Consider the following 26,656-nt stretch of genomic DNA (forward strand, 5'->3'; position numbering starts at 1 on the left):
TTACTTAAGCGCAACTACTAAATAAGTAGCGCTCAGGGCGCTGCTTATTCATTAATAGCCACAACGTGTTACTGCCTGACGTTCGTTGACGAAATGCCGACATTTTCAGCGTTATACTGAGTGCTTATCTTATTAGTGAGCCGATCGCGTCATGCCTGAACTGCAGTCACTTCCCCCCGTACTTGCTGGCCCGTTGCTGCGCCGCCTGGAACCAAAGCGTGTGGTGCTATGGCTGGTGGCGAGCCGGGAACTGAAGCTGGTTATGAGGCTGCAGCACGCTCAGGGATCGACGCTGGATATTCACCTACATGCACATTGTCAGATCGTCCCCGTCGGGCGCCATTCGTTTATCCACTTGATCGATGTGCCCCTGACTGACGCCCTGCCTCTGGATGTAAACATCCACTATGACCTGTTTATTGACGGCTGCGGAATAGCCCAGTGGGCACCCCATCTGCTGTACGCAGGCGCCACGCTGCCCGATTTCGTCGTGCATGGGCGCATCCACCAACTGGTCCACGGCTCCTGCCGCAAGCCTCACCATCGCGCTGATGACGGGTTGCTGTGCATTGATCGTCTGCTGGCGCAAGCTCCCACCGTGGCACAACGCCCCGCCTTGCTGATGATGAGCGGCGACCAGGTCTACGCCGACGACGTCGCGGGGCCCATGCTGCGGGCAATTCATGAACTAATCGCGCGCCTGGGCCTGTTCGACGAATACCTAGAAGGGGCCGTGGTTGACGACAGCGCCAGCCTCTATGGGCATCGCGCCAGCTATTATCACCGGGCCGACCTGCTGCCCGCGCTGGACAGTAACGAGACCTTGCGCGAACGCTTTTTCGGCGGCGTGAAGAAACCGATCTTCACCAGCAGCACCGCCGACAATCACCTGGTGACCTTTGCCGAAGTGATCGCGATGTACCTGCTGGCCTGGTCGCCGACACCCTGGACGCTGATCACACCAGAACCGCCGCCGCTGAGCGCGCAAGAGCAGCAACGCTACGCCCGCGAACAGGTTCATATCGATCAGTTCCGCGACGGCCTGCCTGGGGTGGCGCGGGTGTTCGCGCACCTGTCGACGCTGATGATGTTCGACGATCACGACATCACCGACGACTGGAACCTCAGCGCGCAGTGGGAAGAAACCGCCTACGGCCATCCTTTCTCCAAACGTATCATCGGCAATGCCTTGCTGGCGTATCTGTTATGCCAGGGCTGGGGCAACCAGCCCCAGGTATTTGGCGAACTGCTGAGCCAGACCCAGGCACTGACCGGCCAGGCACAGGACAATCATCTCGACGCGGCGGCGCAAGACGCGTTGCTGGAAGCCTTGCTGAAATTCCAGCAATGGCACTACGTATTGCCCACCACTCCGGCGCTGGTGGTACTCGACACCCGCACCCGACGCTGGCGCAGCGAGTTCACCCTCAAGCAACCTTCCGGCCTGCTGGACTGGGAAGCCTTGAGCGAACTGCAACAAGCGCTGCTGGACCACCCGTCAGCCATCATTGTCTCGCCCGCGCCGGTCTTTGGCGTCAAGCTGATCGAGACGGTGCAAAAGGTCTTCAGTTGGTGTGGCTTCCCACTGCTGGTGGACGCCGAAAACTGGATGGCCCACCGCGGCGCTGCCCAAGTGATTTTGAATATCTTCCGCCACTCGCGCACGCCGGGTAACTACGTGATCCTCTCCGGCGATGTGCATTACTCGTTTGTCTACCAAGTGCTGATCCGCCACCGCAACGGCGGCCCCAAGATCTGGCAAATCACCAGCAGCGGCATCAAGAACGAATTCCCGCCGCGCCTGCTGGAATGGTTCGACCGCCTCAACCGCTGGCTCTACTCCCCGCGTTCGCCGCTCAACTGGTTTACCCGCCGCCGCACCATGCAGGTGGTGCCCTATATTCCAGAGCATGCCGAGGCGGGTGAACGGTTGTGGAACTCGGCAGGCATTGGCCAGGTGTTTTTCAATGAGCAAGGCCAACCGCAAGCCATTTACCAGCACAACGCGGATGGGAGGCCTCGGACCAAGATGATGGCGCCAGAAAAATAGCTTTTCGCCACTGGTCAAAAACAGCACACCTGCCCTATTCAAAGCGCGCAAGCGCCGATGTACAGTAGCGCCAGCCACGGAGTATCGGCGTCAACCATGACTGGCCTTGGGCGCCAGCCCCCGCAGGAAGCGTGCAGATGGACGATACATCCGGCAAAGAACCGCTACGCCATGAGGTTTCCGACCTTAACGTAGACCTGTTGCACGCCATCATGGAACTGGTCAGTGACGGCATCTGGGACTGGAACGCCAACACCGGCTTCGTCTACCGCAATCCCGGCTGGTACGAAATGCTTGGATACTCTCACCACTCTCTGGAAAACAGCGTCTTCACCTGGGAGAACGTGATCCACCCCAAGGACTACCCTCGCGTGATGGCGGTGTTCGATGACTACATCAGCCAACGCGCCGCTCACTACCGGGCCGAATACCGTTGTCGCAAAAAAGACGGTACGTACCTCTGGATCGAGGACCGTGGCTACGTCATTGCCCGCAACCCCGACGGTTCAGTGGCGCGCATGGTCGGCGCACACCGCGATATTCATACGCGCAAATGCTCCATCGAACAGTTGCAAAAGCGCAACCAGTCTCTGGAAACGCTGGTCGCGGAGCGCACCCTCGAATTGTCGCGCGTCAACCAGCAACTGCAATTGCAGCTGGACGAAAACCGCTCTTTGGCCGAGCGGGACGCCCTGACGCGCATCGCCAACCGGTACCGCCTGGAAAAAGTGCTACTGGAGGAATGCGACCGCGCCGAGCGCTTCCGCCTGCCCCTGGCCCTGGTGGCCATGGATGTCGATGACTTCAAGCCGATCAATGACCAATACGGCCATGGCGTCGGCGACCAGACCCTGATACGGGTAGTAGAACACCTGGAAGCCTGCGTACGTAAAAGCGACTTGCTGGCGCGCTGGGGCGGCGATGAATTTATGGTGGTGCTGCCCAAAAGCAGCCTGGACATGGCCAAAGAGTTGGCCGAAAGGATTCGCCATAAAATCAAGGAGGCAGCCCCCGTCGGCGCCTTGAACGTTACCCTGAGCCTGGGCGTGGTGGAGCGGCGCATGGGTGAATCCCCGGCTGCGCTGATGGCGCGGGCCGATCAAGCCTTGTACCGATCCAAGGCGGCGGGCAAGGATGGGGTGTCGGAATAGCCGCAGCTCCTTCCAAGGTGGAATGACACGGCGACTTTATTTCGTTTGCGGCAAGGCCGGTCGCGCGGCTTAGATAGCGCTGCGCCCACCACTGCCGAGTCCCAGAGTCATGAGCCACGCTAGCATCAGCCAGTCGATTTCCATCGTTCACCCCATCAGCCTGAGCCACGGTAAAAACGCCGAAGTCTGGGACACGGCGGGCAAGCGTTACATCGACTTTGTCGGCGGTATCGGCGTACTCAACCTGGGTCATTGCCACCCGGCCGTGGTGGCGGCCATTTGCGAGCAAGCCACCCGGCTCACCCATTACGCGTTCAACGCCGCACCGCATACGCCTTACATCGAGTTGATGCAGCAATTGGCCGCGTTTATCCCGGTGGGTTACCCCGTCAGCGGCATGCTCACCAACAGCGGTGCAGAAGCGGCCGAGAACGCCCTGAAGATCGCCCGTGGTGCCACCGGGCGCACGGCAGTGATCGCCTTTGACGGCGCCTTCCACGGGCGCACCCTGGCGACCCTCAACCTCAATGGCAAGGTCGCGCCCTACAAGCAGAAGGTCGGCGTACTGCCCGGTCCTGTGTATCACCTGCCCTACCCCAGTACCGATAACGGCGTGACCGGCGCCGAAGCGCTGAAGGCCATGGAGCGTCTGTTCAGCGTGGAAATCGACATAAACGATGTGGCCTGCTTCATCATCGAGCCGGTGCAGGGCGAAGGCGGCTTTCTAGCCCTGGACACCGAGTTTGCCCAAGCCTTGCGACGCTTCTGCGACCAGCACAACATCCTGCTGATCATTGATGAAATCCAGTCGGGTTTTGGTCGTACCGGCCAGCGTTTCGCCTTCTCGCGCCTGGGCATCGAGCCGGACCTGCTGCTGCTCGGCAAAAGCATCGCCGGCGGCATGCCGCTGGGGGCGGTGGTCGGGCGTAAAGCGCTGATGGACAACCTGCCCAAAGGTGGCCTGGGTGGCACCTATTCGGGTAACCCCATCGCCTGCGCGGCGGCACTGGCGACCCTTGAGGTGATGAGCGACAAAAACCTGCACGCCTGGGGCGTCGCGCAGGAGGCCGCGATTGTCAGCCGCTATGAAGCCTGGCGCGCGCAGCAACTGTCGCCCTACCTGGGCCGCCTCACCGGTGTCGGCGCCATGCGGGGCATTGAACTGGCCCATGCCGACGGCACACCCGCCCCCAAGCAACTGGCGCAGCTGCTGGAACTGGCGCGAGAGGCTGGCTTGCTGCTGATGCCCAGCGGCAAGTCGCGGCACATCGTGCGCTTGCTGGCCCCGCTGACTATTGAGCCTGCGGTGTTGGAGGAAGGCCTGGATATTCTCCAGGCGTGTCTCACACAGCTGGACGAATAACCGGCTGCCTTGACCTGATCCCCTCACCCGCTGAAAATGCCCGACGTTTTTTGTCTCTCCGCATACTACGCAGTGAAATTTTAATGTCTGATTCCTACACCGAAAAATCCGCCGAAGAATCCGTAGTCGCCCTGCACGCCAAAGCCGAATACGAAAACGCCATCAATCTTTCACAGCATGTGCCAGCCGCCAAGATCATCAGCGAGATGGTGCTGGACGCGTTTCACACCTCCAAGGAAAGCGACCAGATCCGCGAGCTGCGCGTTGCCATTCGCCAGGCCCACGATGCCTTCGACGATGACAAAGCCTATGACCTGATGGGCCAGCTCAAGCAATTGAAAGACGCCGAAGCCGCAGACAACGCCGCTCTGGAACACCTGAGCAGCCAGTTCTCGATCAGCCGCATCTTGTCCAGCTTCAAGGACGATCCCGAGTTCCAGGAATTGGTCTATGGCCTGGCCCTCAAGGTGCTAAACCAGTCGCACCAGGCCATCAGCAACCCGAGCGCCGGCAAGGGCAAGGCTGCACGCGCCAAGAAAGACACCGAAGTGTTTGTGATCAGCAAGGATGGCATCAGCGTCACCCTGCCGCTGCGCACGCCGCGCTCCAAGCTCAATGTGGACCGCGAAGCGCTGGAGTTCCTGGGTTTCACCTTTGTGGGCGAAGGCAGCGAGGCGGAACTTGCGAGCGAAACCTTCATCGACAACAGCGGCGCGGAGCAGCCGGTCACGCGCAAGAGCATCGTGACTGCGCTGCAACAGCAAAGCGCCTTTGACGGCTACGCCATCGCCGCCCAGTAAGTAGCTGACGCAACCAGGCGCGCGTGCACGGCGCAGCGCCGGTTGCCGCCTACGCCTCTTTGTTCCACAACACCGCCGAGCTTTTCATCATCCCCACGGCGATTGCGAACAGCAACAACACACAGCCTGCCAGCAGCCACGGTGACGGCAAGGTTGGCCGGGACAGCAACATGAACGCCAACGAGGGCGCGATCATCACGCCGATGTTGACGCCCGCCGAGTAGTAGCCAAGGTTTCGGCCCACGCTGTCGCGGCTGGAAATACTGCTGACATAGTGGGTGATCGCGGGGAACACAATCATCTCGCCCAGGCTCCACAACACCGTAGCGAGCATCAACAGCGCGCCGACCTGACCAAAGCCCATCAAGAAGAACCCGCTGCCTGCCAGCAACAGGCCAATGATCAGCGAGCGACTGCTCGACAAGTGCGCCATGCGCAGGTTGATCGGCACTTCAAATACAATCACCAGCAAGGCATTGATGAAGAAGATGATGCCCACGTAATAGGCCGGCAATTGGGTGTAGTTGATGATGTACGCCGACAGAAAAGTCGGCGGCAATGCGTAAGCCACGTGCACCGGCAGCGCCGCCAACAGGATCACCAGCAGTCGCGAACGCTCATGAGCCGCCACCTCGGGCAAGCCCTCGCCCTTGCCGGCGACAGGCACGCCTTGGGTGGCCGACCGAGACCGACCGAACCGCAGGCAGGCGGCGAAGGCCAGCAGGGACAGCACGGCATTGATGTAGAACACCGCGTCAGCATTGCTGAGGAAGATCAAGCTGCCCAGCAACGGCCCGATGGCCATGCCGATGTTGATCGCCAGCCGGTTGCAGGAAAACGCCACCTTGCGCGACTCAAGGCTGCTGTGAGCCACCGTCTCGGAGAAGGCGGCCGGTGTGAAGGCTTCGTAACAAGCGCCCCAGAGAAACGACAACAGGAACAGCGCCAACGGGTTATCCACCGAGGGAATGACCAGCAGCAACACCGCGTTGAACAACAACGAACCAAGAATGACCCGGTTAGCCGAAAACCGCTTGATCACGGCGCCGATGATCAGGTCGGTACACAGGGCGCCCGCGCCATACACGCCGACCAACAGGCCTGCCGTGCCTGCCGATATCGCGTGTTGATGAATCAGGTACGCCGCGTAAAAAGGAAACGCCAGGGTGCCCATGCGGAACACCAGCGTGATAATGAACAATGCTTGCAACCGCGCGTTAAGGCCGCGCAAGGCGTGAAAAGTACCCATCAGCGCAGCACGCTGGCACAGGTGTGGAGCAAAGCTACAGAGCGGCTCATCCGGATGTCCTTTCGCAATGGCGGCGCCGGTGTGTCCGGCGCCAAACTCCATAGCTGGGCAACCTAATGCAGCACTGTGCGGCGAACAAGCTACCCATTTGGACAGGTAGGTGCTGATTGCGGCCTCAGGCCGGGTGGCGGATATAGCCCAATTGCAGGGCCTTGCCGATTGCTGACTTGCCGTTGGTGACCTGCAATTTGCCGAAGACATTCTTCATATGAAACTTGACCGTATGGGAGGTCATCGACGTCAGGAGTGCCACTTCGTTGTAGGTCTTGCCCAGGCTGACCCAGGACAATACTTCAGTTTCCCGAGGGGTCAGCACCGTCTGTTGTTCCACAGGCGCCGCGTGATCTTCCAGGGCCTCGTCGTACATCGAGACCAACAGCATCTGCAGTTCACTTTGATGGGCCAGCACGGTCTCGCGAAATTGCTGGTCTTCTCCGAAGCTGCACAGATTGAGCACCGAGTAAAAGCCGCGATTGCCATGCACGATAAAACTGGCGCCCTCGCCAACGGGTTTGTAGGGGCCCGGCACCGGCACCGCCTCATCGGCCACGGCCAGCAGGTGTTCATCACTCCAGAAAAACGGTTTGATCCGGGTACGGGTCAATGAAACCAGCTCGCCACGCCGGTAGAAATCGTCGGCCGTGTCGGAAGGCTCCATGGCCTCGGGGTAATTGGACACAATCTGCGCTTGGTCCAGCGTCGGCCCACACTGGTAGACCTCGAAGTGCCCCAGGCCACGGCGGCTCAGCTCGGTATCGAGCAAGCGGCGCATATCCTCGGGCAGCATGGGCGATTTTCTATCGGGTTGGCCATTAGGTCGCACGGGGGTCTTCCTTGAGTATTCAACCCGGTCGAGCATGAAGCATGCCTGGCTTACCTGTCCAGGCAACGGATGCAAACCCAGGGGCTAGACCTGCGCCGCGAACGCCTCGCGAAGCGCTCCATCTCCCGCTCATCCCCCACCGTCACCCGCACCCACTGCGGCCAGTCCTTCCACACCCGCCCGACCAGTACATTCCTTGCCGCCAACTGCTCAATCACCTGCTCTGCCGGGCGCTTCACGTCGATCATGAAGCAGTTGCTGTGGGAAACGGTGCAGGTAAAGCCCCGGCCCTTGAGCCACGCGATCGTCTCATCGCGCAACCTGGCATTGAGCGCTTTGCGTTGGCCCACCAGTTGCGCGTCTTCCAGGCTCGCATGGGCGGCCAGCAAGCTGGCGCCGGCCGGGACGTTGTCGCCGCCGAACACGGCCAACCGCTCCAGCAGCGCCGGGTGGCCGATCGCCAGGCCCAGGCGCGCACCGGCCATACCGTAGATCTTGGAGAAGGTACGCAGTACCAGCAGGTCGTCGTGCTCCTTGATCCAACTTACGCAACTGGGGGCGTCGCAGAAGTCGATATAAGCCTCGTCCACCACCAGCACGCTGCCCTTGGGTTTATTCACCAGCGCGTGGCGGATGGCCTCGGTCGAGGTGAGCGTACCGGTCGGGTTGTTGGGGTTGCACAGGTACAGCATGCCGGCCTGTGGGTCCGCGGCGAGCATGGCGTGCACATCGTGGGCATGCTGGGCGTCGAGGTTAACTTCATGCACCGGCGCCTTGATCGATTCGGCCGCCTGGCGCGGTACTTCGTAGGACGGCGTAGCCATCACCAGGCCGCGGGTCTGGCTGGCGAACGCCAGCACCGCGTAACGCAGGGCGGCCATCGAGCCGGCAAATACCCCGATGTTTTCTTCGGCGATGCCTTGTTGCTCCGCAAACAGCGCGGCCAATGCGTACATATCGGGGTAAGGGTAACGTCCGGAGGCTGCAATCGCGCGCTGCATCGCCTGGCGAGCCGCGTCTGAAGGGCCGTAGGGGCTTTCGTTGTAATTGAGCAGCACCTTGTCAGACTTCGTCGGCGCCGGGCTGGCGAACGCCCAATTGAGCTGCCCCAACACAGGCAGGGCCGCGCCCAGGGCGAGAAGGGATCGACGACTGACACGCACCATGATGACTACTCCTTGTAGAGGCGCGAGGGATTCGCGCTGGCCGTTCAGAAGAGTATGACGAGAAAGCCGTTGCCTGATTTACCACCGAGGCGTATCCCTGCACTCAGTACTTTATTGTTGTAGCGGGCGCATGCAACACTTTCACTGCCGCGAACCGTCAAGAACGGGTTCTGCCGGCATGGACTGATGACTAAATGGAAGTGGTGAGCACTTGATACACAGACGGGAAAAAACCGAGCACTTGAAAAGCAACATCAAGTACTTGATCAAGAGTCGTGGCGAAACCCAGCTTTCGTTAAGCAGTGCCGCCGGCCTGACCAGGACCACCATCTATAACATCCTGGAAGGCAAGGTCGTTAACGTACAGCAGTCGACGATTCGCAAGATCTCGGACTTCTTCGGCGTGTCCTACGAAGAAATCGAGACGATCAGTTTTGAGGCCAAGGAAGTCATCGAGAGCAACGTTTCCCCGCTGGGTAACAAGAACCCGGCGGCAGTGCCTGTGCTCAAGGAAAGCCTGCTCATGCAGAACCTGGGCAAGCGCATCGGTGAACTGGCCACGCTTCATCCGCTGACCTACTACTTCGGCAGCGCCTGCAACCTGATCGGCGTGCGCCTTGAACACGGGATTCCCGGCCTCAACGAACCGGGGGACTTGCTGATCGTGCAGAAAGGCTCGTCGAGCGACGATAAAGAAAAACTGGTGTACGACCGCGCCACCAAGAAGCTGTTCATCACCCTCGAACCCTGTGGGAACTCAGAGCGTTTGTGTGTCATCGGCGACATCCTTGAGGAGCGCTTCAATGACAACGTCTGAGGGCGCCGTGGAAAACAGCAAATACAAGTTGCTGGGCTTTGAAAACGACAAGCGCCTGGCGGTGATCATGGTGATCGCCACGGGCAAGGTCCTCAAGATCAAGCTGAGTGAAGTGCTCAGCAGTGAAATGATGGACAACTTCAACAAGATGGAAATCAAGAACCTGTACAAGAAGTTCTACTCCCAAGGCGGAACGCTGACCGCCTACGATATAAACGACCGCAATGAAAACTCTTGGATGATCTACATCATCCTGAACTTGCTGCTGTTCACCTTCTATATCTTCACCAGCATTGCCGCGACCAAACCGATTTACCTGGAGTCGTTGGGCATCATCGTCACGCCGGGCACGTTCCTGTACCCGCTGACCTTCTTGATCGTGGACTTGCTCAACGAGAATTTTGGCTTGCGCCTGGCCAGGCGAGCCATTCTGTTTGCGTTTGCCAGCAACGCGATGATCATCATCCTGCTGTATGGCTCCACGTTCCTGCCGGGGCTACCGGGCTGGAAGCTGGATGGGCCTTATACCGACGTGATCCTGCAAGTGTCGTCGGTGCTGGTGGCCTCTTCGGTGTCGTTCCTGGTGTCGGAGAATATAAATTCCTACTTGCTGTGCAAGATCAAGGAGCTGACTAACTCCAGGTATCTATACCTGCGGATATTCCTCAGTACGTTCTTTGCGGTGATTATCGACAGCTTCCTGTTCTGCTTTATCGCCTTCTACGGGGCGATGCAGACCAGCGACATCCTCAGCATGATCTATGTGCAGATCGCGATCAAAGTCGGCTTTGCGTTCTTCAACATCCTGCCTGCCTACGGGGCACGTTCATTGTTCAAGCGCTATCAGTAATCTTGTAGGAGCGAGCTTGCTCGCGAAGAACCCGAGAGCGCCACGTTCAACCAGATACGCTGCGTTATCGTTGACGTTCTTCGCGAGCAAGCTCGCTCCTACAAGGGTTATTTCAGTTGCAACTTGTGCTTGAGGCTCTGCATGACAGGTGTCTTGTTCTGCAGGTAGTCATTCAAGCCCCGAGCGCGCAGGTTGCACGCGTCACACTCGCCACAGCCGGTACCGATGATGCCGTTGTAGCAGGTCAGCGTCTGCTCGCGCACCAGCTCCAGTTGCCCGTGGTAATCGGCCAGGGCCCAGGTCTCGGCCTTGTTCAGCCACATCAACGGCGTGTCGAGGCGCACGTCGTATTCCATGCCCAGCTTGAGGGCCTGGTTGAGCGCTTTGACAAATTCGTCCCGGCAATCGGGGTAGCCCGAGAAGTCGGTTTCGCATACGCCGGTGATGACGGTCTCGGCCTTCACTTGATAGGCGTAGATCGCAGCCAGGGTCAGGAACAGGATGTTGCGCCCCGGCACAAAGGTACTCGGCAGGCTTTCACCCGAGCTGTTCACGGTCGGCACCGGGATGTTGTCGCGCGTCAGGCTGCTGATCGCCAGCTCATTGAGCAGGGACACATCCATCACTTTGTGCACAGTGGCACCCAACTGCTTGGCCAATTTCTGCGCCACTTCGATTTCTGCCACATGGCGCTGGCCGTAATCAAAGGTAATGCAGTGCACTTCGTCATACAGCGGCAGGGCCTGGATCAGGCAGGTCGTCGAATCCTGCCCACCACTGAAAACCATCACGGCTTTTTTACTCATTGCATTGCTTCCTGCATTTGTAGAATTGGGAGGTAGGAGCGAGCTCGCTCGCGAAAAACGTCAACGATAACGCAGCGCTCAATAAAAAACCCCGCGCGTCTTTCGAAGGCGGGGCTTTTTTACTGCAAGACCACTCAGTGGGCGTAGGTCAGCAACAGCTCTTTCGGCACTTGGAAATCCAGGGACATCATCACGCTGAGCGCGGTGATGGTGAAGATCGAGAACACGAACAGCTTGCGCGCCCAGACGGTGTCATCCACCGCCTTGTAGCCGGTCCAGGCCATGTACAACCAGTACATGCCCATGGCGGCGGCGACGGCGAGGTAGCTCATGCCGGCGTAGCCACTGAAGGTCAACATCAAGGTCGCCACGAGGAAGGCCAGGATGTAGAGCAGGATGTGTTTCTTGGCCACCTGGATGCCACGCTTGACCGGCAATACCGGAATCGATGCAGCCAGGTAGTCATTGAAGCGGAAAATCGCGATGGCGTAGGAATGCGGCATCTGCCACAGGCTGAACATCACCAGCAGCACCAGCGCGGCCATGTCGAAGCTATTGGTCACAGCTACATAACCAATCACCGGCGGCATTGCCCCCGACAGACTGCCCACCAGCGTGCCGTGAACCGACTTGCGCTTGAGGTACAGGCTGTAGAGGCCGACGTAGATGACAAAACCGATCACGGCAAACAGCGCCGCCAACGGGTTGGCCACCTTGTACAACAGGGCCACACCGGCAACACCCAGGACGGTCGCATAGATCAGTGCCAGCTTCAGGGAGATGAGGCCCTGGACCAGCACGCGATTCTTGGTGCGCTCCATCTTGATGTCGATGTCACGGTCGATGCAGTTGTTGAATACGCAACCGGAAGCAACCACCAGGGACGTACCGATCATTGCAGCCAGGAAGATGGCCAGATCGACATGTCCCTTGGAGGCCAGGAAGAAACCGCCCGCCACAGAAAGCACGTTACCGAAAATGATCCCCGGTTTGGTGATTTGGATAAAGTGCTTAAGCGACATCGGGTCTTACCTCACTTCGCCATCATGTAGGTGTGGATGCTGAACATGATCCACAGCGACAGACCAACTAGCAGAACGATCACCAGGCCTGCGAACACAAACGCGATCACGTTCTCGCGCTGCTCTTTGGAGCGGTCCAGGTGCAGGAAGTACACCAGGTGAACCAGAACCTGAATCACCGCGAACGCCAGGACGATCATCAAGGTGATCGACTTCGGCAAGGTTGGGTACATCACCAGGCCGAACGGGATCAGGGTCAGGATGACCGACAGGATGAAGCCGATGGCGTAAGACTTTACGCTGCCGTGGCTTGAATCGTGGCTGTCATGGGAGTGTGCATTAGCCATTACAGAGTCCCCATCAAGTAAACGACGGTGAATACGCAGATCCAGACCACGTCCAGGAAGTGCCAGAACAGGCTCAGGCAGCTCAGGCGGGTCTTGTTGGTGTTGGTCAGGCCGTGCTTATTGACCTGATAGATCATCACCGCCATCCACAGCAAACCTGCGGTTACGTGCAGACCGTGGGTGCCGACCAGCGTGAAGAACGCCGACAGGAAACCGGAACGGTGCGGGCCGTAGCCTTCGGAGATCAGCAGGTGGAACTCGTTGATCTCCATGCCGATGAAGCCCAGGCCGAACAGGAAGGTCAGGCCCAGCCAGGTCAGCACGCCTTTCTTGTTGCCCTTGTAGAAGGCCAACATGGCGAAACCGTAGGTGATCGAACTGAACAGCAGCAAGGCGGTTTCGCCGAGCACGTAAGGCAGTTCGAAGATGTCGTGGCCCGACGGGCCACCCGCTACGTTGTTTACCAGTACCGCGTACACCGCGAAGATCGACGCAAACAAGATGCAGTCGGTCATCAGGTAGAGCCAGAAACCGTAGACGGTTATCGGCCCTGAGTCGTGGTGGTGGTCATCGTGCCCATGGTCATCGACATGGGCGTGTCCAGCATTGGTCACTAAGTTCGACATGGTTTAAGCCTGTTCCAACGAGGTTTCTACACGGTTGGCCGGGATCTTCTTCTCGGCTACCAGGCGAGCGTGCTGCTCGGCTTCGATGCGTTCGATCGTTTCGACCGGCACCATGTAGCCTTGATCATCACGGGCAGCGTGAATGATGAAGTAACCGATAGTGCCCACCAGGCTCGCGATTGCCAGCCACCAGATGTGCCAGATCATCGCGAAACCGAACACGGTCAACAGCGCACCCATCACCACGCCAGTGGCGGTGTTGTTTGGCATGTGGATCGGTTCGTAGTGCTTGGGCTTCTGGTACGCAGTACCGTCTTCCTTGGCTTCGGTGAACGCATCAATGGTGTTCGCAGTAGGGATCACGGCGAAGTTGTAGAACGGTGGTGGCGACGAGGTCGACCATTCCAGGGTGTGGCCGTTCCATGGGTCGCCGGATTCGCACATGTTCTTCTTGCGATCACGCACGCTGACGTACAGCTGGATCAGCTGGCAGGCGATACCCACAGCGATCATCACCGCACCGAACATGGCAACGTACAGGTACGGTACCCACTCAGGGTTGGTGGTGGCGTTCAGACGACGGGTCATGCCCATGAAGCCCAGTGCATAGAGCGGCATGAACGCGACGAAGAAGCCCGAGATCCAGAACCAGAACGCAGCCTTGCCCCAGCCTTCGTGCAGCTTGAAGCCGAACGCTTTCGGGAAGTAGAAGCTGAAACCAGCGATGTAGCCGAATACCGCACCACCGATGATCACGTTGTGGAAGTGAGCGATCACGAACAGGCTGTTGTGCAGCACGAAGTCAGCACCCGGGATGGCCAGCAGTACGCCGGTCATGCCGCCGATGGCGAAGGTCACCATGAAGCCAAGGGTCCACAGGACCTGGCTGGTCATGCGCAGACGACCGTGGTAGATGGTGAACAGCCAGTTGAATAGCTTCACCCCCGTCGGAATGGAAATCAGCATCGTCGCCAGGCCGAAGAAGGCGTTGACGCTGGCCCCCGACCCCATGGTGAAGAAGTGGTGCAGCCACACCATAAAGCCCAGTACGGAAATTGCGCCCGATGCGTAGACCATCGAGTGGTGACCGAACAGGCGCTTGCCGGTAAAGGTCGAGATCACTTCGGAGAAGATACCGAACGCTGGCAGGATCAGGATGTACACCTCAGGGTGACCCCATGCCCAGAACAGGTTCACGTACATCATTGGATTGCCACCAAGTTCATTGGTGAAAATGTGGAAATCCAGGTAACGGTCAAGCGACAGCAGCGCCATGGTAGCGGCCAGGATCGGGAACGAAGCCACGATCAGCACGTTTGCCCAGGTGCAGGTCCAAGTGAAGATCGGCATGTCCATCAGTTTCATGCCAGGGGCGCGCATTTTCAGGACGGTGGCCAGGAAGTTGACCCCCGTCAATGTCGTCCCGAGCCCTGATAACTGTAGCGCCCAGATGTAGTAGTCCACACCCACGCCCGGACTGTATTGCAGCCCCGACAATGGCGGATACGCAACCCAACCGGTCTTGGCGAATTCGCCAACGCCCAGGGAAACGTTGATCAGCACCACGCCGGACACCAGCAGCCAGAAGCTCAGGGAGTTCAGGAATGGGTAGGCAACGTCACGCGCACCAATCTGCAGCGGCAAGGCAAGGTTCATCAAGCCGGTGAAGAATGGCATCGCCATGAAGATGATCATGATCACACCGTGGGCGGTGAAGATCTGGTCATAGTGTTCAGGTGGCAGGTAGCCAGGCGAACCCTCGGTGGCCATGGCCAACTGGGTACGCATCATGATGGCGTCGGCAAAACCACGCAGCAGCATGACCATGGCAACGATGACGTACATGACGCCGATTTTCTTGTGGTCGACCGAGGTCAACCACTCGGTCCACAAGTAGGTCCACTTCTTGAAGTAGGTAATACCTGCAAACAGTGCCAGACCACCCAGCGCGATCATGGCGATAGTCACCATCACGATCGGCTCGTGGAATGGGACCGCGTCCCAACTTAATTTACCAAACATCGTTTACTCCTCTGCCCCAGCAGTTGAATGCGCGCCTGTATCAGAACCTTCAACCGCGGCCACTTCTTTCTTCTCGTGCTTGACCGGTTTGCCTGGCTTCATACCTTCGTACTTGTCGACGATTTTCTGAAACAGGTCCGGCTCATACGCGGAGTACAAGGCGACAGGGTTGTTCTGGCTCGGTTTGGTCAGAGCGTCGTATTCAGCTTGATCAAGCTGTTTAGGTGCGGCCTTGACTGCAGCTACCCAGGCGTCGAAATCTTCCTGGCTTGTCGAGATCGCTTTGAATTTCATGCCGGTGAAGCCAGCACCGCTGTAGTTGGCGGAGATGCCTTCCATTTCAGCTTTCTGGTTGGCGATCAGGTGCAGGCGGGTCTGCATGCCTGCCATCGCGTAGATCTGGCCGCCCAGTGCAGGGATGAAGAACGAGTTCATCACGGCGTCGGAGGTGATCCGGAAGTTAAGCGGGGTGTGCTCCGGGAAGCGGATCTCGTTGACAGTGGCGATACCCAGGTCCGGGTAGATGAACAGCCACTTCCAATCCAGCGCGACCACCTGGATGTTCACAGGCTTGACGTCGGACTCCAGCGGACGATACGGGTCCAGCGCGTGGGTCGACTTATAGGTGATGTAACCCAGGGCGATGATGATGAGGATCGGAACCAGCCACACCGCGATCTCGATCTTGGTGGAGTGCGACCACTTCGGCGCGTAGGTGGCGCTGGTGTTGGACGCGCGGTATTTCCAGGCGAAGGCGAAGGTCATCACGATCACAGGCACCACAACCAGCAGCATCAGCAGGGTAGCGGTGATGATCAGGTTTCGTTCATCCAGACCGACCTGTCCTTTTGGGTCGAGCAAGGTCCACTTGCAGCCTCCCAGCATTAACATCATGCCAAGCAGCGGCAAAAAGCCTAGTAATCGGGGGTACCTGTTTTTACTCATCTCACGACCTCTAAAGCAGCTTGCGCAATGCAGTTGGGTTTTGATCGCCAACACTTCACCCTGCCAAGGGTTGGCATTTCTCTTCGATTGAATAAGAGCCTGCCCGACACGTCATGACTGTACGTTTCACGGACCTGCAGTGAGTTCTTATTCGATTTCGTGGCTAAAGGCCTTGTTACAGACCAATTCCATTTGGTGCGGATAGTTGAAAGGCTGCCGGAACCTGGGGTCGCATTGAGCCTTCCATCTGCTCCTCGACCGCTCCAATGCTCAAATATTGAACAGCACCGGACATTCAGTGCGGGCGATTGTAGTTAGCTAGCGATGTATAAACCATGTCTTATAGAGAAATAATTTTTATCGATTCCAGCAACAATCCTTCACCAAAGTTGCAAAGATTCGCGATCTTATCGCGTTCGATTCTCAACAAAAACCACAAAAATTGCCGTGTTATTGGGCACAGTGCCACTTCCCTTACGGCCTGTAAGGGCATGCCGAAGGTATCCAAGTGCCCATAAAACAAGGCATTCATAGATGCTTCAGGGATTGGGGCCGCACACGAATCGGGCCGCCGTGCGAACCACGAACTGACAGCACAACTTGTACGCCGGGTGCAAATTCAAGGGCCGATTTGGCGGGTCAGAAACGTCCTGCGACAACGTTCATGTGACAACATGTCGCACGCTGCGCGCACCTTCCGTTGCCCCTCGTCACGGTGCTTTCACAAATCCCTACAAACAAAAACGCTCCGCCTTCATTCAGAAGCAACGGAGCGTTCGGCAGGTGCGGCGGCTCAGGCTTTGGGATGACGGTTGCGATAGATGCACAGGGGCACCAGGATCGCCGTCAGCACGAAAGCCACCAGTGCCCATTGGGCCAGGGACAGGCCGAGGACCGGCGGGTAGGGGGTGCTGCAAAAGCCGTCGACCTGGAAGCCCAGGGGAAACACCTTGGCCAGGGGCAGGTCGTCAACGATCGGCTGCAACACATCGATACCGCAACTGACCTGGGGAAAGAACTGGGTGTACACATGGTGGCCGGCCGCAGCCACGCCACCCAAGGCGCTGAGCACCACCAACCCTTCGAAGAACGTCAGCGCGCCCTTGGTGCGCATGGCCGCGCCGATGAACGCGAAGAGCGCAATCAGCAGCAAGGCGTAGCGTTGCAGAATGCACAGCGGGCACGGTGCTTCGCCCAGCACCACTTGCATGTACAGCGCCCCGCCAATCAGCGCCAGGCAGATGATGCCCAGCAACACCAGAAAGCGCCGCTCCCTGCCTAAACGCATGTCGTCAATCATCCCCGTCTTTCCCTTTCTCTGATTATGGTTTGTGCCTGATGGCAACAAGTTTACACACAGGCAGTGGTTAAAACAGAGAGGGGTTAACGGCGGATTAATCAGGCGCAATAGAGTGCCAAATGTGGGAGCGGGCTTGCTCGCGAAGGCGGAGTATCAGAGACACATGTATTGACTGACACACCGCTTTCGCGAGCAAGCCCGCTCCCACATTTTGGACAGTGTTGTTGCTAGGGAGGATTATTCCAGCGCCGCCGCCGGGCCAAAGAACTCATAGCGCGCCTGCTTCTCTGGCACACCCAGCGCCTTGAGATGCCGCTTGATCGCCGCCATGAAGCCCTTGGGCCCCAGGAAGTAGGCATCAATATCGCGCTGCTCAGGCAACCAGGCCGCCAGTTGCTCCTGGTTGAGCATGCCGACCTTGTCCGCCGCCGGGCTGACACCGTCATCCTCGGCATAGCAGTAGAAACGCTTGAGCTGCGGATGCTTGGCCGCCAGGGTGTCCACCCAATCACGGAACGCATGCACCCCGCCGTTACGGGCGCAATGGATAAAATGCACCGGGCGCTCGGTCGCCAGTGCGGCTTCAAGCATCGGCAGCGTGGGCGTAATCCCTACCCCGCCGCTGATCAGCACCAGCGGTTTATCACTGGCGGCCAGGGTGAACTCGCCCGACGGCGGGAACAGATCAATGGTCGCGCCGACATGCATCTGGTCGTGCAGGTAATTGGACACCCGCCCGCCCGCTTCGCGCTTGACGCTGATGCGGTACAGCCCGGTGTCGGTGAGGGCCGACAGAGAATAGTTGCGACGCACTTCCTCGCCATCGAGCACCAGTTTCAGGCCGATGTACTGGCCAGGTGCTGCGGCCAGGATCGGGCCGTTGTCCACTGGCGCGAAGTAAAAAGAGATGATCTCGTCACTCTCTTCCACGCGCTTGACCAACAGGAACGCCCGCGCCCCACGCCAGCCGCCGGGCGCCTGGGCTTTTTCGTCGTAGATGGCCGCTTCGGCGCCGATCAGAATGTCCGCCAACTGGCCGTAGGCCGCGCCCCAGGCACTCATGACCTCGGGGGTGGCAATCTCGCTGCCCAGCACTTCGGAAATAGCCCGCAGCAGGCAGGCGCCAACAATGGGGTAATGCTCCGGCAGGATCTGCAAGGCCACGTGCTTGTTGATGATCTTGGCCACCAGGTCGCCCAGTTGGTCCAACTGGTCGATATGCCGCGCGTACATCAGCACGCCATTGGCCAAGGCGCGAGGCTGGTCACCACTGGCCTGGTGAGCCTGGTTGAACAGCGGACGGACTTCGGGATACTCGGACAGCATCATGCGATAGAAATGCGTGATCAGCGCTTCGCCGCCGCTTTCCAGCAGGGGCACAGTGGATTTGATGATTGCACGGTCTTGGGCACTAAGCATGGGAGACTCCTGGGTCTTCTTACTGATTGCCTTTAGGCAGTCAGTAATCGTGCCAACTTATAAATTCTTTATTTTCAATCACTTAAATATTATGTAGTCAGTATGACCTCTTACACTTTATAGTCATAAGGACTACAAGGAGTCATTATGACTGCACAACCACTGCTCACCACCCTGCTGCCGCTGGTCGCTGACCTGTCCCGGGACTTGCCCGAAGGCGAGCGCTACCGACGCCTGCTGCAAGCCATGCGCGCCCTGCTGCCCTGCGACGCCGCCGCGTTGCTACGCCTGGACGGCGAGTGGTTGGTGCCGTTGGCCGTGGACGGCTTGAGCGCCGATACCTTGGGCCGGCGCTTCAAGGTCAGTGAACATCCGCGCTTCGAGATCCTGCTGAGCAGCCCCGGCCCTACCCGCTTCGACAGTGACAGCGAGCTACCCGACCCCTATGACGGCCTGGTCGCCGGCTTGCACGGCCATCTGGAAGTCCACGACTGCATGGGCTGCCCGCTGTTTATCGACGACCAGCCCTGGGGCCTGCTGACCCTGGACGCCCTCGATACCGAGCGCTTTGAACGAGTCGAGCTGGACGCCCTGCAAGCGTTCGCCAGCCTTGCCGCGGCCACCGTCAACGTGGCTGAACGTATCGAGCGCCTGGCGCTGCGGGCCGAAGACGAGCACCAGCGCGCCGAGATCTATCGCCAGGCCAGTGGCCAGCAGCCCAAGGAAATGATCGGCCAGAGCAAAGCGCACAAGCGCCTGGTCGAGGAAATCAACCTGGTCGGCGGCAGTGACTTGACCGTGCTGATTACCGGCGAAACCGGGGTCGGCAAGGAGTTGGTGGCCCAGGCGATCCACGCCACGTCCTCGCGCGCCGACAAACCGCTGATCAGCCTCAACTGCGCCGCCCTGCCCGAGACCTTGGTAGAAAGCGAATTGTTCGGCCATGTGCGCGGCGCCTTTACCGGCGCGTTGAACGAGCGCCGGGGCAAGTTCGAACTGGCCAATGGCGGCACCTTGTTCCTGGATGAAGTGGGTGAGTTGTCGTTGACCGTGCAGGCCAAGTTGCTGCGTGTGCTGCAAAGCGGCCAGTTGCAGCGCCTGGGGTCGGACAAGGAGCACCAGGTGGATGTGCGCCTGATTGCCGCCACTAACCGCGACCTTGCCGAAGAAGTGCGCAATGGCCGCTACCGTGCCGACTTCTACCACCGTTTGAGCGTCTACCCGCTGCAAGTGCCGGCGCTGCGCGAGCGCGGGCGTGATGTGCTGCTATTGGCGGGCTTCTTCCTTGAACAGAACCGTTCGCGCATGGGCCTGGGCAGCCTGCGCCTGACCGGCGATGCGCAGGCGGCCCTGCAGGCCTATAACTGGCCCGGCAATGTGCGCGAGCTGGAGCACTTGATCGGACGCAGCGCGTTGAAAGCCCTGGGCAATTGCCGCGAGCGCCCGAAGATTCTCAGCCTGAGCGCCCTGGACCTGGACTTGCCCGACGTGACTGCGGCTGCGGCCGAAGAAGCACCGGCCCCTACCCTCCCGGTGGTCAGCGGCGATCTGCGCCAGGCCACCGAGCATTACCAGCGCCAACTCATCAGCGCCTGCCTGGAACGCCATCAGCACAACTGGGCCAGCGCCGCCCGCGAACTGGGCCTGGACCGCGCCAACCTGGGGCGCATGGCCAAGCGCCTGGGCCTCAAATAGACCAGGCGACTCAGTTAAATGTGGGAAGGAGGCTTGTCTTCTGTAGGAGCGAGCTTGCTCGCGAAAAACGTCAACGATAACGCGTGCCTCCTGAATGAACGCGGCGTCTGTGAGTTTTTCGCGAGCAAGCTCGCTCCTACAGGCATTAGGGCTTGCCCCCTTCCACACTTTCAGATTTGTTTAGCATTGAGCACTGGGTTCACAGGCGCAGATGCCCTCCGCCGGCGAAACACCAGCACATTCCCCAGCATCACCAGCACCAGCCCCATCAACGCCGGAGCCGTCCACTGGTAACCCTCGGCCACTGCCGACACATTCAGCGCCACTACCGGAAACAGCACCGTGCAATACGCCGCTTTCTCCGGCCCCATGCGGCCCACCAGGGTGAGGTAAGCGGTAAAACCAATCACCGAGCCTGGAATTACCAGGTACCACAGCGCGCCGATATACCGCGCACTCCAGTCCATCTCGAAGGGAATACCACGTACTGCGCAATAGGCCGCCAGCATCGCCGCCCCATAGGCCATGCCCCAGGCATTGGTGGTCAGCGGCTTGAGCCCGGCCTTCTGCTGCAGGCTCGATAGCAGGTTGCCCGCCGAGAAGCACAGGGTGCCCAGCAGGGCCAAGCCCAGGCCCAACAAGGTTTGCGGGCTGGCGGTATGCCCAACCAACTCCGGCCAGAACAAAAAGCCCAGCCCCAGCAACCCAAGCGCCCCGCCCATCAGCACATTACGCGCCACCCGCTGGCCAAAAAACACCCGGGCATTGAGCGCGTTCCACAAGGTCGCCGTGGAAAACACCACCGCTACCAGCCCGCTGGGAATCCATTGGCTGGCGGTGAGAAAACACATGAAATTGACGCAGAACAGGCACACCCCCTGCGCCAGGCAGATCAGGTGCCCACGCCGGTTCATCACCTGCAACTTGCGACTGAGCAGCAACAACACGAACAACACCAGGGCAGCCAAGCCGAAGCGATAGACAATCGACACTGGAATCGCCACCACGCCGAGTTGCCACTTGAGCGCGATCCAGGTGGTGCCCCAAATCAGTACCGTGAGTGAATACAAGAAGAGGTTCATAGTGGGCTCCGTCGATTGAGCCACAGTGTTGCCTTCAACTGCCCTGAGGTTCTTGCACATTCTTGCGCTTTTGTCGGGCGATGGGCTCACAGCGCCAGCCTTGGAGCGTAGGATGCAGGGTGTCGGAGAACACACCATGCCAGAGCTGCAATCGCTGCACGTCTTCCAAGCCCTCAACCGCTCGCCCCACGCACGCCTGCAAGCCTGCGCCGAGCTCGGTGACGGGTTGGCTGCGGCCGTGTGGAGCAACCACCATGACGCCCAGGATTACCAGGGCCCCAGCCATCACACGCTGTCCTGCTACATCGGCGGCGGCACGGGCACCTTTCGGCGTGATCAGCCGGGTATCAAGGGCGGCCCCGACAAACTGTGCATCCTGCCGGCCGAGCATCAGTCGGCCTGGGTGATCAATGGCGATATTCGCCTGGCCCACCTGTATTTCAGCCCGGAACAATTTGCCCTCGGCTGCGTCACCCTGCTGGACCGTGAGCCACGGCAGTTGCAATTGCGTGAGGGCACCTTCCTTGAAGACCCATTCCAGGCCCAGCGCTTTCACCAGTTGGTCAGCCTCAACTGGCACGAGCCCGGCGAACGCCTGCTGACCAGCAGCCTGGCCCACGAACTGCTCAGCCATACCTTGCTCAACCAGGTCGGCGCCCGCGAAGGCTTGCGTTTGAAAGGCGGGTTGGCCGCGCACCAACGGCGGCGGTTGGTGGAGTACATCGACCAACATATGGAAGACTCCATCAGCCTCGGCCAGTTGGCCGCGATGTGCGCGCTGTCCGAATACCATTTCGCCCGGATGTTCCGTCAAAGCTTCGGCGTGCCGCCCCATCAATACCTGCTGGCACGGCGTCTGGCGCGAGCGAAAAGCCTGCTGCGCAGCGGCGCTTTACCGATCAGTGAGCTGGCCTTGCTGTGCGGTTTTTCCAGCGCCAGCCATTTCAACCAGCGCTTTCGCCACGCCATGGGCGCCACGCCGGGCCAATACCGTCAGGCGTTCGGCGCCTAGACCATCAAGCCCAACGTCTTCGCCTTGGCGACCGCCTGGGTACGTCGCTCTACCCCGAGTTTGCTGTGGATACGCCGCGCATGCGTCTTGACGGTATGCAGAGAGATATACAGGCGCTCAGCGATCTCCAGGTTGGAGTTGCCCAGGGCGATCAGTTGCAGCACCTCCAGCTCACGCTGGCTCAGCGGGTTCTGCGCCGCCCCGGCAGGCGCGGCCTGGGGCTCCAGGCCCAGCTCACTCAAAAGTCCCGGGGCGCGTAAACGCAACTCGCGGACCGCCTGCTGTACTTGGCAACGCTCTGCCAGCGCCAAGCCAGCTTGCAGCGACCGGCGCGCCAACGCCGGGTCGCCAAGTTGCCAGGTCACTTCACCCAGCACCAGGTGCAATTCGGTTTCCAGGCAAAGCATGCCGTGTTGCCGTGAGGTGTCGAGCAAGGCATTGAGCCGTGCGATAGGTTGCTCGGCACAGCCCAGCTTGACCTCGGCCAGCACCAGCAAATATTCCAGGCGCGGGATCAGCTCCAAGGTGGCCGGCGGTGCCTGCTTGGCGCAAGGCCCGCGAAAGTGGCGCAACACCCGGCGCACGGCTTGCACCGTCAATTCGGCGCGACCTTGCTGCAACCAGAAGTGCCCACTGACCAACAGCAGTACCGCACGGTACACCGTGTCGGGCACATGGCGCTGCTGCATCAGGCGCTCGGCGTCGCGCAATTGAATGAAGGCCTGGGCGTAGTCGCCACGATTGGCCGCCAATAGCGCCAGGCCCAGAAAGCCGTACAGAACGCGCTTGTCCTGGCTCTGCAGGCACATGCTCAAGCCGGCCTCGAAACATTCGGCTGCCAGGCCGTCCTGGCCCTGACGCAAGGCCAGATGCCCGCGACGCAGAACAATACGCCCCACCAACGGCCCAGCGGTGAGGCGCTGCCCGGCCAACATCGCTTGCACCGTTTCCAACAGGCTTTGCGCCCGGTACGGCGCGCCACGCTGCTCCAGCAATTGGGCGTGGTCCAACTCCAGCAGGGCCTCCAATACCAGCGAACCGTGGGCCCGGGCCAGGCACAGCGCTTCACGGTTCAAGCTTTGGGCGGCCTCCAACTCACCGCGCAGCAAGGCTTGCTGGGTCAGGCCCGACAGACACATCAGGCGCGATGTCCAGGCGCTGTCGGGCAGCGATTGCAGGGCTTCGATAAAGTGCTCGCGAGAGCGTTCGGCATCGCCGCTCAAATGCAGCAACCAGCCCCACTGCGCCTGCCAGCGCGCCAGCACAAAGCGCTGCGCGGCAGCCGTTGGTTGCGGGGCAAACCGGGCCAGTTGGTCGATACACAAGGCCGCCTGTTCGAAGCGCCCGGCAAACAACAACGCGGCCGTGAGCAGCCCCACCAACTGCGCCGAACCCAACATCAATTCATCGCCCTGCTGTTCATGCAGGCGCAACAGCAGCACAGCGTTCTGCTGGCGAAACAAATCCTCGAAACTGAAGTGCTGCAACAGGCTCACCGCCACTTCATATTCCTGCGCCAGCAACGCCTGCTCGAAGGCGGCTTGCCAGTCGCGCTCGGCGCTGAACCATTGGCAGGCGCGGCGATGCCACGAGCGCTTGGCCGGCCAGGGTTCGTCACGCAGCAGTCGCGCCAACGGTGGAAACACGTGCAACCAGTCGCTGGTGGTTTCCCAGGGCTGGATAAACGCCCCGAGCGCCTGCAGCTCGCGCAGGTACTGATCGCCGTCACCCTGACCGAACAAGTGCTCGCACAGGCTCAGGTTAAAGCGCGGCAGATGGGCCAGTACACGCCAGGCGTCAGCCAGTGGCGCCGGCAAGGTGCTGAAGAGTTCGTGTTGCAGGTAATCCAGCAAGGTCTTGTCGGGGTGGTTATCACCCAGCACGGCGATGCGCACACCGGCACACCAACCACCGCTGAACTGCATTACGCTGTCGACGTCCTGCCCTGGGGCGAGCAGTGCCTGGACCTCCGCAGCGTTGAACGACAACTCACTGCACTCCAGCAACTCATCCTCCAGCAACAGGCGCGGCCAGTTGCACACCGGGCGCCGCCGCGCACCCAGCCACCACGTCAGTTGCGCACTGCTGGCACTGAGCAGACGGTCAAGCAAAGCGTCCAACTCCGGGGCCGGCAGGCGGCAGAAGTCATCCAGAAACAGCCACGTGGGGCTGGACCAGCGGCTGAGGTCGAGCAGCAAGGTGGCTTCATCGACAAACACCAGGCCCAGGTGTTGCGCCAGCCGTGTGCACAAATCCAACGGGCTGAGCGCGACGCCATTGAGCGGCATCCAATAAACCAGGCACCCCGCCGGCGCCTGCAACGCGCACTCGGCGAGCAGGGCACTCTTGCCACTGCCACACGGCGCGCACAACAACCGCACACGCGCCTGCGCTGCGAGCAGAGGCCCGGACAAGCGCGGGCGCAACAGATGGTGTGCGGACAGCCGAGGCATGCATCCAGGACGGTCCAGGCAGCGGGTCATGGCGGTCATTGCTGCATCCTGCTGTTTTTATTGTTGCATCACCCTAGACCTGTGATTGGCGGTTGTTGAAGAAGTATTCAGCGGGGTGATTAGTGACCATGCATAGAACCCAATGTGAGAGCGGGCTTGCTCGCGAATGCGGCATGTCAGTCAATAAATCAGCTGACTGATACACCGTATTCGCGAGCAAGCCCGCTCCCACAGAAATCAGCGCACGCCCGCTGACCTCAGTGCAGCCGGGGTGTAGTCCGCCGCCTTGGCCGCGAAGCCGAACACGAAGCTGCTCTTCTCCTCATTCTTCATGCCCAGCGCGATGTAGCGCCCGGCAATCAGGTCGTACAGGGTTTCCACGGTGTAGGCCGGCACCTGGTGGTCGTAATAGAACTGCGCATGGCCTTCGGCAACGCGCCACAGTTGGCCGCGGCCATCGTAGTGGTCCACCAGGGCGACTTGCCAGCTGTCTTCGTCGATGAACATATGGCGCTTGGCATAGATATGCCGCTCGCTGGGTTTGACGGTGCCGATCACTTCCCATACGCGGTGCAACTCGTAACGGGTCAGGTCCTGGTTGATATGGCCGGCCTTGATGATGTCGTCGTACTTGAGGCTCGGCGAATCGAGCTTGTAGCTGTTGTAAGGGATGTACATCTCCTTCTTGCCCACCAGTTTCCAGTCATAACGGTCGGGCGCGCCGGAGAACATGTCGAAGTTGTCGGTGGTGCGCAGGCCGTCGGAAGCGGTGCCCGGGCCGTCGTAGGACACTTGCGGTGCGCGCCGCACACGGCGCTGCCCGGCGTTGTAGATCCAGGCCAGGCGCGGCTCCTTCACCTGGTCGAGGGTTTCATGCACCAGCAGCACGTTACCCGCCAGCCGCGCCGGGGCGGTGACCGATTGCTTGAAATAGCTGAGCACGTTGGCGGCCTTGGCCGGGTCGATATCCGGGATAGCCTGGGGCACCGCCACTTCCTCTTCGAAGCGAATCGGCGTGTAGCTGCCATTGGTCTGCGGCGTGGCCTGGGTGATGATGCGCCGCAGGTTGCCGCCGTGGTAACGGGTGATGTGATTCCACAGCACCTCCACGCCATTCTTCGGGATAGGGAACGCGTAGTAACGGTTGCCAGTGAAATTCTCCAGGCCGTTGCCATCGTTGATCGCCTTCACATTCACGGCGCTGCGCTTGATCGACTCGTAAATGTCCGCAGGCAAGTTGACCGTGCGGTGGCTCGGGTACACCGGGATCTTGTAGGTCTCGGGGTAGCGCTTGAACATCGCCACCTGGCCGTCGGAGAGTTTGTCCTTGTACTTGTCCACCGTGGCGGCGGTGATCACGAACAGCGGTTTTTCGTTGGCGAAGGGATCAGCCAGGAAGCCCTTGCTGTCCACCGCGCCGGCGTTTTTCGGAATACCGCCGGTCCAGGCCGGGATCGAGCCATCGGCGTTGCCGGCTTTTTCGGCGCCGACCGGGGTCAGGCTGGTGCCGAGTTTGGCGGCTTCGTCGGGCGATACCGCCGCCATTACGTTGGCGGCCAATACGCTCAGGGCCAACACTGCAATCATCTTACGCATAG

Annotated in this window: 21 protein-coding genes and 1 pseudogene; 8 read left to right on the forward strand and 14 right to left on the reverse strand. The window is 59.9% G+C overall.

What is annotated here, in order from left to right; translation table 11 throughout:
* Positions 1-151 precede the first annotated feature (151 nt).
* The 4 genes from BUE92_RS02885 (at position 152) to BUE92_RS02900 (ending at position 5,364) form a co-directional block, all read left to right on the forward strand.
* Positions 152-2,050 (forward strand): alkaline phosphatase D family protein, encoded by a 1,899-nt coding sequence (locus BUE92_RS02885; protein ID WP_073521850.1) that lies wholly within the window; start codon positions 152-154, stop codon positions 2,048-2,050.
* Positions 2,051-2,187: 137 nt separating this feature from the next.
* Positions 2,188-3,201: a diguanylate cyclase domain-containing protein gene (locus BUE92_RS02890; RefSeq protein WP_073521851.1), complete on the forward strand. Its 1,014-nt coding sequence runs from the start codon at positions 2,188-2,190 to the stop codon at positions 3,199-3,201.
* 109 nt (positions 3,202-3,310) lie between these two features.
* Positions 3,311-4,564: a 2-aminoadipate transaminase gene (locus BUE92_RS02895; protein ID WP_073521852.1), complete on the forward strand. Its 1,254-nt coding sequence runs from the start codon at positions 3,311-3,313 to the stop codon at positions 4,562-4,564.
* A gap of 83 nt (positions 4,565-4,647) precedes the next feature.
* The gene (locus tag BUE92_RS02900; RefSeq protein ID WP_073521853.1) at positions 4,648-5,364 is read left to right on the forward strand and encodes a hypothetical protein; all 717 of its coding nucleotides are present in this window, start codon (positions 4,648-4,650) and stop codon (positions 5,362-5,364) included.
* A 49-nt stretch (positions 5,365-5,413) separates the two neighbouring features.
* Here BUE92_RS02900 and BUE92_RS02905 read toward each other — a convergent pair whose 3' ends face one another.
* From BUE92_RS02905 to ptaA, 3 genes and pseudogenes are all read right to left on the reverse strand, one after another.
* A complete protein-coding gene (locus BUE92_RS02905) occupies positions 5,414-6,613 on the reverse strand; it encodes an MFS transporter (RefSeq protein WP_178380675.1) in 1,200 nt (399 codons plus the stop codon).
* Positions 6,614-6,788: 175 nt separating this feature from the next.
* On the reverse strand, positions 6,789-7,460 hold the full coding sequence (locus BUE92_RS02910; protein WP_256673931.1) for a helix-turn-helix transcriptional regulator: 672 nt from the start codon (positions 7,458-7,460) through the stop codon (positions 6,789-6,791).
* Positions 7,461-7,580: 120 nt separating this feature from the next.
* Positions 7,581-8,662: pseudogene (gene ptaA / locus BUE92_RS02915) on the reverse strand (pyoverdine biosynthesis transaminase PtaA).
* A 211-nt stretch (positions 8,663-8,873) separates the two neighbouring features.
* On the opposite strand from ptaA, the gene BUE92_RS02920 reads away from it, so the two are divergent.
* The gene (locus BUE92_RS02920; protein ID WP_003194047.1) at positions 8,874-9,479 is read left to right on the forward strand and encodes a helix-turn-helix transcriptional regulator; all 606 of its coding nucleotides are present in this window, start codon (positions 8,874-8,876) and stop codon (positions 9,477-9,479) included.
* Positions 9,466-10,329 (forward strand): queuosine precursor transporter, encoded by an 864-nt coding sequence (locus BUE92_RS02925; RefSeq protein WP_014719862.1) that lies wholly within the window; start codon positions 9,466-9,468, stop codon positions 10,327-10,329. Before BUE92_RS02920 ends, BUE92_RS02925 begins: the two co-directional genes overlap by 14 nt.
* Positions 10,330-10,436: 107 nt before the next feature.
* Here BUE92_RS02925 and queC read toward each other — a convergent pair whose 3' ends face one another.
* From queC to hmpA, 8 genes are all read right to left on the reverse strand, one after another.
* Positions 10,437-11,135 carry a 7-cyano-7-deazaguanine synthase QueC gene (gene queC / locus BUE92_RS02935; RefSeq protein ID WP_044268318.1) on the reverse strand — a complete coding sequence of 233 codons (699 nt, stop codon included), beginning with the start codon at positions 11,133-11,135 and terminating at the stop codon, positions 10,437-10,439.
* Between the two features lie 134 nt (positions 11,136-11,269).
* Positions 11,270-12,157, reverse strand: coding sequence for a heme o synthase (cyoE, locus tag BUE92_RS02940; RefSeq protein ID WP_014719864.1), 888 nt, complete (start codon positions 12,155-12,157; stop codon positions 11,270-11,272).
* Positions 12,158-12,168: 11 nt separating this feature from the next.
* On the reverse strand, positions 12,169-12,504 hold the full coding sequence (cyoD, locus tag BUE92_RS02945) for a cytochrome o ubiquinol oxidase subunit IV (RefSeq protein WP_003194051.1): 336 nt from the start codon (positions 12,502-12,504) through the stop codon (positions 12,169-12,171).
* Complete coding sequence (locus BUE92_RS02950) at positions 12,504-13,130, reverse strand: cytochrome o ubiquinol oxidase subunit III (RefSeq protein WP_034133624.1); 627 nt, start codon at positions 13,128-13,130, stop codon at positions 12,504-12,506. Before BUE92_RS02950 ends, cyoD begins: the two co-directional genes overlap by 1 nt.
* Before the next feature lie 3 nt (positions 13,131-13,133).
* The gene (cyoB, locus tag BUE92_RS02955) at positions 13,134-15,152 is read right to left on the reverse strand and encodes a cytochrome o ubiquinol oxidase subunit I (RefSeq protein ID WP_073521856.1); all 2,019 of its coding nucleotides are present in this window, start codon (positions 15,150-15,152) and stop codon (positions 13,134-13,136) included.
* Positions 15,153-15,155: 3 nt separating this feature from the next.
* On the reverse strand, positions 15,156-16,097 hold the full coding sequence (gene cyoA / locus BUE92_RS02960; RefSeq protein ID WP_073521857.1) for a ubiquinol oxidase subunit II: 942 nt from the start codon (positions 16,095-16,097) through the stop codon (positions 15,156-15,158).
* 793 nt (positions 16,098-16,890) lie between these two features.
* The gene (locus BUE92_RS02975; RefSeq protein WP_047711744.1) at positions 16,891-17,397 is read right to left on the reverse strand and encodes a disulfide bond formation protein B; all 507 of its coding nucleotides are present in this window, start codon (positions 17,395-17,397) and stop codon (positions 16,891-16,893) included.
* Positions 17,398-17,634: 237 nt separating this feature from the next.
* Positions 17,635-18,816: an NO-inducible flavohemoprotein gene (gene hmpA, locus BUE92_RS02980; protein WP_073521859.1), complete on the reverse strand. Its 1,182-nt coding sequence runs from the start codon at positions 18,814-18,816 to the stop codon at positions 17,635-17,637.
* A gap of 147 nt (positions 18,817-18,963) precedes the next feature.
* Here hmpA and norR point away from each other — a divergent pair, with 147 nt between their 5' ends.
* Entirely contained in the window at positions 18,964-20,511 is a 1,548-nt protein-coding gene (gene norR, locus BUE92_RS02985) for a nitric oxide reductase transcriptional regulator NorR (protein WP_073521860.1), read from the forward strand.
* A 170-nt stretch (positions 20,512-20,681) separates the two neighbouring features.
* On the opposite strand, the gene BUE92_RS02990 is transcribed toward norR, so the two are convergent.
* A complete protein-coding gene (locus BUE92_RS02990; protein ID WP_073521861.1) occupies positions 20,682-21,593 on the reverse strand; it encodes a DMT family transporter in 912 nt (303 codons plus the stop codon).
* Between the two features lie 136 nt (positions 21,594-21,729).
* On the opposite strand from BUE92_RS02990, the gene BUE92_RS02995 reads away from it, so the two are divergent.
* Positions 21,730-22,605 carry an AraC family transcriptional regulator gene (locus BUE92_RS02995; protein WP_073521919.1) on the forward strand — a complete coding sequence of 292 codons (876 nt, stop codon included), beginning with the start codon at positions 21,730-21,732 and terminating at the stop codon, positions 22,603-22,605.
* Here the strand turns inward: BUE92_RS02995 and BUE92_RS03000 are convergent.
* Positions 22,602-25,097, reverse strand: coding sequence for a LuxR C-terminal-related transcriptional regulator (locus BUE92_RS03000; RefSeq protein ID WP_073521862.1), 2,496 nt, complete (start codon positions 25,095-25,097; stop codon positions 22,602-22,604). The two genes, BUE92_RS02995 and BUE92_RS03000, sit on opposite strands and share 4 nt — an antisense overlap.
* A 198-nt stretch (positions 25,098-25,295) precedes the next feature.
* The gene (locus BUE92_RS03005) at positions 25,296-26,654 is read right to left on the reverse strand and encodes a DUF1329 domain-containing protein (protein ID WP_073521863.1); all 1,359 of its coding nucleotides are present in this window, start codon (positions 26,652-26,654) and stop codon (positions 25,296-25,298) included.
* Positions 26,655-26,656: the final 2 nt, after the last annotated feature.

This window comes from Pseudomonas fluorescens, assembly GCF_001902145.1.
GTDB classification, from domain to species: domain Bacteria; phylum Pseudomonadota; class Gammaproteobacteria; order Pseudomonadales; family Pseudomonadaceae; genus Aquipseudomonas; species Aquipseudomonas fluorescens_BV.

What these genes read in the sequence shown, in the direction of transcription:
- BUE92_RS02990 (WP_073521861.1), bottom strand. Translation starts at nt 21,593, where the DNA reads ATGAACCTCTTCTTGTATTCACTCACGGTACTGATTTGGGGCACCACC.
- queC (WP_044268318.1), bottom strand. Translation starts at nt 11,135, where the DNA reads ATGAGTAAAAAAGCCGTGATGGTTTTCAGTGGTGGGCAGGATTCGACG.
- cyoE (WP_014719864.1), bottom strand. Translation starts at nt 12,157, where the DNA reads ATGTCGCTTAAGCACTTTATCCAAATCACCAAACCGGGGATCATTTTC.
- cyoB (WP_073521856.1), bottom strand. Translation starts at nt 15,152, where the DNA reads ATGTTTGGTAAATTAAGTTGGGACGCGGTCCCATTCCACGAGCCGATC.
- BUE92_RS02995 (WP_073521919.1), top strand. Translation starts at nt 21,730, where the DNA reads ATGCCAGAGCTGCAATCGCTGCACGTCTTCCAAGCCCTCAACCGCTCG.
- BUE92_RS03005 (WP_073521863.1), bottom strand. Translation starts at nt 26,654, where the DNA reads ATGCGTAAGATGATTGCAGTGTTGGCCCTGAGCGTATTGGCCGCCAAC.
- BUE92_RS02910 (WP_256673931.1), bottom strand. Translation starts at nt 7,460, where the DNA reads ATGCTGCCCGAGGATATGCGCCGCTTGCTCGATACCGAGCTGAGCCGC.
- BUE92_RS02890 (WP_073521851.1), top strand. Translation starts at nt 2,188, where the DNA reads ATGGACGATACATCCGGCAAAGAACCGCTACGCCATGAGGTTTCCGAC.
- BUE92_RS02975 (WP_047711744.1), bottom strand. Translation starts at nt 17,397, where the DNA reads ATGATTGACGACATGCGTTTAGGCAGGGAGCGGCGCTTTCTGGTGTTG.
- hmpA (WP_073521859.1), bottom strand. Translation starts at nt 18,816, where the DNA reads ATGCTTAGTGCCCAAGACCGTGCAATCATCAAATCCACTGTGCCCCTG.
- BUE92_RS02905 (WP_178380675.1), bottom strand. Translation starts at nt 6,613, where the DNA reads ATGGGTACTTTTCACGCCTTGCGCGGCCTTAACGCGCGGTTGCAAGCA.
- BUE92_RS02925 (WP_014719862.1), top strand. Translation starts at nt 9,466, where the DNA reads ATGACAACGTCTGAGGGCGCCGTGGAAAACAGCAAATACAAGTTGCTG.
- norR (WP_073521860.1), top strand. Translation starts at nt 18,964, where the DNA reads ATGACTGCACAACCACTGCTCACCACCCTGCTGCCGCTGGTCGCTGAC.
- BUE92_RS02950 (WP_034133624.1), bottom strand. Translation starts at nt 13,130, where the DNA reads ATGTCGAACTTAGTGACCAATGCTGGACACGCCCATGTCGATGACCAT.
- BUE92_RS02885 (WP_073521850.1), top strand. Translation starts at nt 152, where the DNA reads ATGCCTGAACTGCAGTCACTTCCCCCCGTACTTGCTGGCCCGTTGCTG.
- BUE92_RS03000 (WP_073521862.1), bottom strand. Translation starts at nt 25,097, where the DNA reads ATGACCGCCATGACCCGCTGCCTGGACCGTCCTGGATGCATGCCTCGG.
- cyoD (WP_003194051.1), bottom strand. Translation starts at nt 12,504, where the DNA reads ATGGCTAATGCACACTCCCATGACAGCCACGATTCAAGCCACGGCAGC.
- BUE92_RS02895 (WP_073521852.1), top strand. Translation starts at nt 3,311, where the DNA reads ATGAGCCACGCTAGCATCAGCCAGTCGATTTCCATCGTTCACCCCATC.
- BUE92_RS02900 (WP_073521853.1), top strand. Translation starts at nt 4,648, where the DNA reads ATGTCTGATTCCTACACCGAAAAATCCGCCGAAGAATCCGTAGTCGCC.
- cyoA (WP_073521857.1), bottom strand. Translation starts at nt 16,097, where the DNA reads ATGAGTAAAAACAGGTACCCCCGATTACTAGGCTTTTTGCCGCTGCTT.